Raw genomic sequence first — 8,870 nt, 5'->3', positions numbered from 1 at the left:
CTTGAATGCCCCGCGCTCAAAGCCCCGGCAGCTTGTACCCCGCCAGCTGCTCGCGCAGCCGGGTCTTGAGCATCTTGCCCGTGGCGCCCAGCGGAATCGCGTCGACGAACACCACGTCATCGGGAATCTGCCATTTGGCGGTCTTGCCTTCGAAGAACTGCAGCAGCTCCTCGCGGGTGACGACGGCCTGGGCCTTGAGCGCGACGGCGACGATGGGGCGTTCGTCCCACTTGGGGTGGAACATGCCGATGCAGGCCGCCATGGCCACGGCCGGGTGGGCCATGGCGATGTTCTCGATGTCGATCGAGCTGATCCACTCGCCGCCCGACTTGATCACGTCCTTGCTGCGGTCGGTGATCTGCATGAAGCCGTCTTCGTCAATGGTCGCGACGTCGCCCGTGGGAAACCAGCCCCGGCCCTGTTCGTCGTGCACCAGCGGGCTGCCCTCGCCCTTGAAATAGCTGTCGATGATCCACGGCCCACGCACCAGCAGATCGCCGTAGCTCTTGCCGTCCCAGGGCTGCTCCTTGCCTTCGCCGTCGACGATCTTCATGTCGACGCCATAAATGGCGCGGCCCTGCTTCTGCAGGATCTTCATCTTCTCGTCTTCGGGCAGCGCAAGCTGCTTGTTCTTGAGCGTGCACAGCGTGCCCAGCGGGCTCATTTCGGTCATTCCCCAGGCATGCAGCACTTCGACGCCGAAGACGTCCTGGAAAGTGCGAATCATCGCCGGCGGACAGGCCGAGCCGCCGATCACCGTGCGCTTGAGCGTGCTGAAACGCAGCTGGTTGGGCTGCATGTAGCCCAGCAGCATCTGCCAGATGGTGGGCACGCCTGCCGCATAGGTCACGCCTTCGGCTTCCATCAATTCGTACAGCGACTTGCCGTCGAGCGCCGGGCCGGGGAACACCACCTTGGCGCCCGTGAGCGCGGCAGAGTACGGCACGCCCCAGGCGTTGACGTGGAACATGGGCACGACAGGCAGCACCGCGTCGCGCGCCGACAGATTCATCACGTCGGGCAAGGCGGCCGCATAGGCGTGCAGCGTGGTCGAGCGGTGGCTGTAGAGCGCGGCCTTGGGATTGCCCGTGGTGCCGCTGGTGTAGCACATGCTCGACGCGGTGTTCTCGTCGAACTGCGGCCAGACGTATTCGGCAGACTGCGCGCCAATCCATACCTCGTAGCTGCTGAGACCGGGAATGCCCGAGTCCGCGGGCAGGCGGTCGGCGTCGCACAGCGCCACCCACTTGCGCACCGTGGGGCACTTCGCATGCACGGCCTGCACCAGGGGCAGGAACGTCAGATCGAAGCACAGCACCTGGTCTTCGGCATGGCCCACGATCCAGGCGATCTGGTCGGGGTGCAGGCGCGGATTGATGGTGTGCAGCACGCGGCCCGCACCGCTGACGCCGAAGTACATCTCCATGTGGCGGTAACCGTTCCAGGCCAGGCTTGCCACGCGCTCGCCATGCGCCACACCCAGGGCTTCGACCGCATTGGCGAGCTGCTTGGAGCGCGCCGACAGGTCGCGGTAGGTGTAGCGGTGGACATCGCCCTCGACGCGGCGCGAGACGATTTCGGCGTCGCCATGGTGGCGGGAGGCGAAATCGATCAGCGACGAAATCAGCAACGGTTGGCTCTGCATCAGTCCCAGCATGAATGGTCTCCAGGTGTATATCGCTCCATCCTACCGCGCGATTTCCGCGCCGCCCATGCGCACTGTCACCAATGTTCCGCGCGCGCCGGGCTGCCGTGGTATGGCCTGACGCCCACCCTGGTCTGCGCACTGGGCGACAATTGAGGCATGAACCCGAACGACCCCGCGCGTCCCGAATCCACCTCCCGTCCCGACTGGGGCTGGCAGCCCGGCTTTGCCGCGCTGGGCCCGGCTTTCTTCACGCATCTGCAGCCCACGCCCGTGCCCGCGCCCTATTGGGTCGCGGCAAGCACCCCTGCGGCGCAAGCGCTGGGCCTGACGCCTGAATGGCTCGCCAGCGACGAAGCGCTGCAGGCATTCAGCGGCAACCAGCTGCTCGCGGGCAGCCAGCCGCTGGCGTCGGTCTACAGCGGCCACCAGTTTGGCCTGTGGGCTGGTCAGCTCGGCGACGGCCGCGCCATCCTGCTGGGCGAAACCGCGCAGAAGCTCGAAATCCAACTCAAGGGCGCGGGCCGCACGCCCTACTCGCGCGGCGGCGACGGCCGCGCCGTGCTGCGCTCCAGCATCCGCGAATTCCTCTGCAGCGAAGCCATGCACGCGCTGGGCATACCGACCACGCGCGCCTTGTGCGTGACCGGCTCGCCGCAGCCCGTGCAGCGCGAAACCATGGAGACCGCGGCCGTGGTCACGCGCTTCGCGCCCAGCTTCATTCGCTTCGGCCACTTCGAGCACTTCGCGGCGCGCGACCAGATACCCGAGTTGCGTGCGCTGGCCGACCATGTGATCGATCACTACTACCCCGCCTGCCGCGGCGCCAAGAACCCCTACGCCGCCCTGCTGCAGGCCGTGAGCGAACGCACGGCCGAGTTGCTGGCCCATTGGCAGGCCGTGGGCTTTTGCCATGGGGTGATGAACACCGACAACATGAGCATTCTCGGGCTGACCATAGACTACGGCCCGTTCCAGTTTCTCGACACCTTCGATCCAGGCCACATCTGCAACCACAGCGATACCCAGGGCCGCTATGCGTTCAACCGCCAGCCCCAGGTCGCCTACTGGAACCTGTTCTGCCTGGCCCAGGCGCTGATGCCCCTGATCGAAGACCAGGAAACCGCGCTCGCGGCACTCGCGCCCTACAAAACCGTCTATGCGGTCTCGTTTCTCGCGCGCATGCGCGCCAAGCTGGGCCTGGTGCATCGCCAGGACGACACGCGCCACAGCGAAAGCGACGGCGCGCTGATCGAAGAATTGCTGGGCCTGCTGGCCGCGAGCCGCGTCGACTACACCGTGTTCTGGCTGCGCCTGACCGATGCCGTGGCCTGCGGCGACTTCACGCCCGTGCGCGATCTTTTTCTCGATCGCGAAGGCTGGGACGGCTGGCTGCTGGCCTATTCCGAACGGCTGGTGCAAAGCGAGGCGGGCAGCGCCGTCGCCGTCATGCGCACCAGCAATCCGCGCTATGTGCTGCGCAATCACCTGGGCGAACTCGCGATCCGCGCGGCCGGCGCCGGCGACTTCAGCGTGCTGCAGCAACTGCTGCAAGTCCTCGAACGCCCCTACGACACCCATCCCGAACACGCGCAATGGTCCGGATTTGCGCCAGAATGGGCTTCATCCATCGCCATCAGCTGTTCATCATGAGCTTTCCAATCCAGAAAACCGACGCCCAATGGCATGCCGCGCTGCAGGAAAAAGGCGCGGAACCAGGCGCCTACCAGATCACCCGCCATGCGGCCACAGAGCGGCCCTACAGCGGCAAATATGAGCAGCACTGGGCCGACGGCAGCTACCACTGCATCTGCTGCGGCGCCAAGCTGTTCTCCGCCGACACCAAATTCGACGCCGGCTGCGGCTGGCCCAGCTTTTCGCAGGCCATTCCCGGAACCATTCGCGAAATCGTCGATCACAGCCATGGCATGAGCCGCACAGAAACCGTCTGCGCGCAGTGCGGCGCGCATCTGGGCCATGTCTTCGAAGACGGACCGCAACCCACGGGGCTGCGCTACTGCATGAACTCGGCGTCGCTGGACTTTTCGCCCAGCACGTCCTGAACCCGGGCCGCCATGGCGGCCCCTGCCCCCGGGCCGCTGCGCCAGCGGCCGCCGCCATTTCTCCCTCTGGCCCCACAGCCCCATGAAATTACTGATCGACTTCTTTCCCATCATCCTGTTCTTTGTGGCCTTCAAGGTCTGGGGAATTTATACGGCCACCGCCGTGGCGATCGCCGCGACGGTGCTGCAGATTGCCTACCTGCGCGTGCGCAACGGCCGCGTCGAGCCCATGCAATGGGTCAGCCTGGGCGTGATCGTGCTGTTCGGCGGCGCCACGTTGCTCGCCGAAAGTGAAACTTTCATCAAGTGGAAGCCCACGGTGCTGTACTGGCTCATGGGCGGCGCGCTGCTGGTGGGCCAGCTCATCTTCCGCAAGAACCTGCTGCGCTCGGTCATGGGCGCGCAGCTGCAGCTGCCCGAGCCCGTCTGGCTCAAGCTCAACTGGGCCTGGGCCGCGTTCTTTGCCGTGATGGGCGCGCTCAATCTGTGGATCGCCTTTCACTTCGACACCGACACCTGGGTCAACTTCAAGCTGTTCGGCGGCATGGGCCTGATGCTGGTGTTCGTGATCGCCCAGGCGCTGTACTTGAGCCGCTACCTCAAGGAAGACGGCGCCGAAGCCGCCGCGCCCAAGGAATTGCCATGAGCGCCCTGCCCGAAATCAGCGCCAGCGCCATGGAAGCCGCGCTGCGCGCGCGGCTTGCGCCCACGCAGCTCGAAGTCATCGATGAAAGCGCCCAGCATGCAGGCCATGTGGGCGCCAACGACACCGGCTTCGGCACCCATTTTCGGGTGCGCATTGCGGCCCCCGGATTTGCCGCCCATTCGCGCGTGGCACGCCATCGCCTTGTGTATGATGCGCTGCAAGACTTCATTGACCAGGGTGTTCATGCCATCGCCATTGAAGTGCTTTGACTACATGCATGCCTCTTGAGGCATGGCAACGTTGAACACTAAAACGTACCTCTTTTTTCTTTCGGAATTTCGCATGAATAAACAGTTCTTGTCCAGCCTGGTGACGGCTGCCGTGTTGGGTGGTGTTGCCCTGGGCGCTTCCGCGCAAAATCTGGCCATCGTCAATGGCAAACCCGTTCCCAAGGAACGCGTTGAACTCCTCAAGCAGCAGATCGAGCGCTCCGGCCGTCCCATCTCCCCCGAGATCGAAGGCCAGATCAAGGAAGAAGTCATCGCCCGCGAAGTCTTCATGCAGGAAGCCAGCCGTTTGGGCCTGGAAGCCTCGCCTGAATACAAGTCGCAAATGGAACTCGCTCGCCAGACCGTGCTGATCCGCGAACTGTTCGAAGACTTCAAGAAGAAGAACGCCGTCACCGACGCCGAAATCAAGGCTGAGTACGACAAGTTCGTCGCCGCCAACCAAGGCCAGGAATACCGCGCGAGCCACATCCTGGTGCCCACCGAAAACGAAGCCAAGGCCATCATCGCCTCGCTGAAGAAGGGTGGCAACTTCGCCGAGATCGCCAAGAAGCAATCCAAGGATCCGGGATCGGGCGCACGCGGCGGCGATCTGGACTGGGCCAATGCCAACAGCTACGTGCCAGAGTTCACCGAAGCCATGATCAAGCTGCAAAAAGGCAGCTACACCCAGACTCCGGTCAAGAGCCAGTTTGGCTACCACGTGATCCGCCTCGACGACACGCGCCAGGCCGAACTGCCCAAGCTCGAAGACGTCAAGCCCCAGGTCGCCCAGCAACTGGAACAGCAAAAGCTGATCCAGTTCCAGGAAAGCCTGCGCGCCAAGGCCAAGGTCGAATAAACACGGCCAACGCCCATGCGTTGAATCCAAAAAAAGCGGCCCAGGCCGCTTTTTTTGTGTCTGCAGTTCGATGGGGTTCAAGCCGCAGCGAGCCGCGCCGGCCTGGCCTCGCGGATCGGCAGATGGATCAGCGCCGCGCCCGCGGCCAGCGCAATGTCGATGTACCAGACCCAGTCATAGCTGCCCGTAACCTGGAACACCTGGCCGCCCAGGAACGCGCCGAAGAAGCCGCCGATCTGGTGGGCCAGCATCAACACGCCAAACAGCATGGCCATGTTCGCCGGCCCGAACATCTTCGCAACCAATCCCGCCGTCGGCGGCACCGTCGACAGGAACGTCACGCCCATCACGGCCGCGAAGACCAGCACCACCGCCGGCGTCTTGGGGGCCAGCACAAAGGCCAGCACGGCCAGGCCACGCGTCGCATAGAGCAGCGACAACAGGCTCTTCATGCGCCAGCGCCCCACCGCCCAGCCCATGCCCAGGCTGCCCACGATATTGAACAGGCCGATCAAGGCCAGCGCCCAGCCCGCGATCGCCGGCGGCATGCCGCAGCTCTCGATCACGCCCGGCAGATGGGTGGCGAGAAACGCGATATGGAAGCCGCAGACCATGAAGCCCGCGGCGAGCAGGCCGTAGCTGGGCGTGGCGACGGCACGCGCCAGCGCCTGGCGGGCCGTGAGCACCGCCGCGCCCGAGGCGCTTGCGGCGGCCGCGGCGATGGCGTTCGAATTGCCTTTGAGAATCCATGCGGCCGGCAGCGCGAGCAAGACCAGCACGCCCAGCCACTGCATCGAGGCCATCCAGCCCAGCGAAGCGGTCAGGCCCATCGCCACCGGCGCCAGCGCGAACTGGCCGAACGATCCGCCCGCGTTGACGATGCCCGTGGCCAGGCCACGCTGGGCGGCCGGCACCATGCGCGTGCTCGCGGCCATCAGCACCGACGGCCCGGCCATGCCCGCGCCGCCCGCGGCCAGCACGCCTATGGCCAGGATCAGCCCCCAGGTGGTTGTCATGAACGGCGTGATCACCGTGCCGATCGCAATCAGCACCACGCCCGCAATCAACACGCGCGCCGTGCCCACGCGGTCGGCAATCGCGCCCGCAAAAGGCTGGGTCAGGCCCCACCAGAGCTGGCCGAACGCAAACGCCAGGCTGATGTTGGCAATGCCCAGGCCCGTGGAGGTATTCACCGACGACAGGTACAGGCCCATGGTCTGGCGCACGCCCATGGTGAGCGCAAACGTGCCCGCCGCGGCGAGCAGCACCAGCCACAGGGCGTAAGACACCTTGACGGGCGCGGCATCGCCCGCTGGGCGAGATCTGGAATTCGGCGTGACTTGCATTGGAGGCTCCGTTTTCGCATATGATTGCATATACAACTGTTGTAGCTGCAAATATATCACAGCAAAGACGGATGTCCATCCACCTGTTTTTTCAAGGAAGCCACCATGACCACCTCCCCCACCGTGCTGATCACCGGCGCCTCCAGCGGCATAGGTGCCACCTACGCCGAACGCTTTGCCCGCCGGGGCCACGACCTGGTGCTGGTCGCGCGCGACAAGGCCAGGCTCGATGCGCTCGCACAGCGCCTGCAGGAGGAAAACGGCGTGAAAGTCGACGTGCTGCAAGCCGACTTGACCCAGTCTGCCGACCTGGCCGTGGTCGAGGCGCGGCTGCGCGATGACGCGCGCATAGGCATCCTCATCAACAACGCGGGAATGGCCCAGACGGGCAGCTTTGTGCAGCAGACCGGCGACGGCATCGAACGCCTGATCGCGCTCAACACCACGGCGCCGGCGCGCCTGGCGGCAGCGGTCGCGCCGCGTTTTGCGCAGGCAGGCACGGGCGCGATCGTCAACATCGGCTCGGTCGTGGGTTTCGCGCCCGAGTTCGGCATGTCGATCTACGGCGCGACCAAGGCCTTTGTGCTGTTCCTGTCACAAGGCCTCAGTGTGGAACTGTCGTCCAAGGGCGTCTACGTGCAGGCAGTGCTGCCCGCGGCGACGCGCACCGAAATCTGGCAGCGTTCAGGCATGGACGTCAACGCCCTGCCCGAAGTGATGGAAGTCGGCGAACTGGTCGATGCGGCTTTGATCGGCTTTGACCGCCGCGAACTGGTCACCATTCCGCCGCTGCATGCGCCCGTACGCTGGGATGCGCTCGACGGTGCACGCCAAGGACTGCTGTCGGACATTAGACAGGCGCATGCCGCCGAGCGCTATCAGCCACAGCGCTGACCGCAGCGCCAGCCACGCAATATCTATATTTTGGAGAAAGAGGACTCGGGCGACGGTGACGCCGCGATTTGAACGGCGTTGGCGAAACCCGTGCCCTGCGACTCGGGTTTGGACGGATGAAAAACCGGTTGGGCAGAATTGAGCGCAAACAGAATGCGGTCTTCGCGCGTGCCGCCCAGTCGCTGAATCACGATCGCGCCGTCGTCATGAATATAAATGCGCAACTGCGGCGCTTTCGGGCTCTGCCAATAACAGGGATTGCCGTCGAGACAATGCCAATTGTTTTCCGCCGACATCTGGGTATGCAGCAAGCCGTCCAGATAAGCCTGGTCGTCGTGGTAGTTGGACTCCACCGCGTGCCAGTACGCAAGCAGGCTGTCATAAGCCTGCTGCCGGGAAGTGCAAGGCGCCATGCTTTCAATGCGCTTGAGAAAAGCGACTGCACGACGCTCAAACTCGTAAAACAAGCTGACCTCCTTGAATGTAAGCCGAGTTCGTCCGAGTTGGTTACGAATAGTCGTCAATGGGCTATTTCTAACAGATATTCCGCAGCACTGTCGAGTAACGAACGCGTAAGTTTCATACGGTTTCAATTACTGCTTGTTTTTTTCGAAATACATAGCATTGTCTGCAATGTTGAACCTGCGTTTTCATCCTGCAATAAGGAAGCTGCATGCACCGCCCACAACCTACTGATCCACCCACACCCCCGTCCTTGCCCCCCGAACTTCCCGGGGAAACACCCATAGGCGATCCACCGCCCAGCCCGACCACGGCGCCGCCCATACGCGACCCGCGGCCGGAACGTGAAGCGGACTGATCCCTATTTTCAGGAGATGCGCGTGGCGCGCGCGCTGCGCAACCGCTGTAGATAACGTAAGAGACATGTCTGACAGTAAGTCCGCCAGGCGTTTTTCGCATCTATTCAAGCGCTTCCAGCGCGTTCTGTCCGCCGCATGATCCGCAGCGCCAGGCAAATTTCGCGGCGCAGTGTGCAGTCAGCAACAGCTGACGCGTCATTTGCCGGCACCGTTGCACACGCGGCTGCCCTTTTTTACTTCAAATTTGATAGCGTAAAGTTCATATGAGCAATGGTTTAACACCCGAAATTTGTTAAACATTTCATTGCCATCAATGGTTTCTAGCTC

9 protein-coding genes are annotated in these 8,870 nt (G+C 63.6%); 6 read left to right on the top strand and 3 right to left on the bottom strand.

Annotated features, from left to right (window positions below):
* Nucleotides 1-16 precede the first annotated feature (16 nt).
* Nucleotides 17-1,657 carry a 3-(methylthio)propionyl-CoA ligase gene (locus KHY18_RS16350; protein WP_213302040.1) on the bottom strand — a complete coding sequence of 547 codons (1,641 nt, stop codon included), beginning with the start codon at nucleotides 1,655-1,657 and terminating at the stop codon, nucleotides 17-19.
* Nucleotides 1,658-1,804: 147 nt separating this feature from the next.
* On the opposite strand from KHY18_RS16350, the gene KHY18_RS16345 reads away from it, so the two are divergent.
* The 5 genes from KHY18_RS16345 to KHY18_RS16325 all read left to right on the top strand — a co-directional run bounded on the left by KHY18_RS16345 (nucleotide 1,805) and on the right by KHY18_RS16325 (nucleotide 5,482).
* Nucleotides 1,805-3,298, top strand: coding sequence for a protein adenylyltransferase SelO (locus tag KHY18_RS16345; RefSeq protein ID WP_213302038.1), 1,494 nt, complete (start codon nucleotides 1,805-1,807; stop codon nucleotides 3,296-3,298).
* Nucleotides 3,295-3,708, top strand: a complete 414-nt coding sequence (gene msrB, locus KHY18_RS16340) for a peptide-methionine (R)-S-oxide reductase MsrB (protein WP_213302036.1) — start codon at nucleotides 3,295-3,297, stop codon at nucleotides 3,706-3,708. Before KHY18_RS16345 ends, msrB begins: the two co-directional genes overlap by 4 nt.
* Before the next feature lie 82 nt (nucleotides 3,709-3,790).
* A complete protein-coding gene (locus tag KHY18_RS16335; RefSeq protein ID WP_213302034.1) occupies nucleotides 3,791-4,354 on the top strand; it encodes a septation protein A in 564 nt (187 codons plus the stop codon).
* Nucleotides 4,351-4,623, top strand: coding sequence for a BolA family protein (locus KHY18_RS16330; protein ID WP_213302032.1), 273 nt, complete (start codon nucleotides 4,351-4,353; stop codon nucleotides 4,621-4,623). The genes KHY18_RS16335 and KHY18_RS16330 overlap by 4 nt, the downstream gene beginning before the upstream one ends.
* A 73-nt stretch (nucleotides 4,624-4,696) precedes the next feature.
* Complete coding sequence (locus KHY18_RS16325; RefSeq protein WP_213302030.1) at nucleotides 4,697-5,482, top strand: peptidylprolyl isomerase; 786 nt, start codon at nucleotides 4,697-4,699, stop codon at nucleotides 5,480-5,482.
* Between the two features lie 77 nt (nucleotides 5,483-5,559).
* On the opposite strand, the gene KHY18_RS16320 is transcribed toward KHY18_RS16325, so the two are convergent.
* Complete coding sequence (locus tag KHY18_RS16320; RefSeq protein ID WP_213302028.1) at nucleotides 5,560-6,828, bottom strand: MFS transporter; 1,269 nt, start codon at nucleotides 6,826-6,828, stop codon at nucleotides 5,560-5,562.
* 105 nt (nucleotides 6,829-6,933) lie between these two features.
* Here KHY18_RS16320 and KHY18_RS16315 point away from each other — a divergent pair, with 105 nt between their 5' ends.
* On the top strand, nucleotides 6,934-7,722 hold the full coding sequence (locus KHY18_RS16315) for an SDR family NAD(P)-dependent oxidoreductase (protein WP_213302025.1): 789 nt from the start codon (nucleotides 6,934-6,936) through the stop codon (nucleotides 7,720-7,722).
* A 23-nt stretch (nucleotides 7,723-7,745) separates the two neighbouring features.
* Here the strand turns inward: KHY18_RS16315 and KHY18_RS16310 are convergent, their stop codons facing one another.
* Nucleotides 7,746-8,189, bottom strand: a complete 444-nt coding sequence (locus tag KHY18_RS16310) for a hypothetical protein (RefSeq protein ID WP_213302022.1) — start codon at nucleotides 8,187-8,189, stop codon at nucleotides 7,746-7,748.
* Nucleotides 8,190-8,870 lie beyond the last annotated feature (681 nt).

The sequence above is a fragment of the Acidovorax sp. CCYZU-2555 genome, from assembly GCF_018413525.1.
Lineage (GTDB): Bacteria > Pseudomonadota > Gammaproteobacteria > Burkholderiales > Burkholderiaceae_C > Comamonas.
Note: the sequence above shows the minus strand (reverse complement) of the source record. Positions and strands in the feature narration are given on the sequence as shown.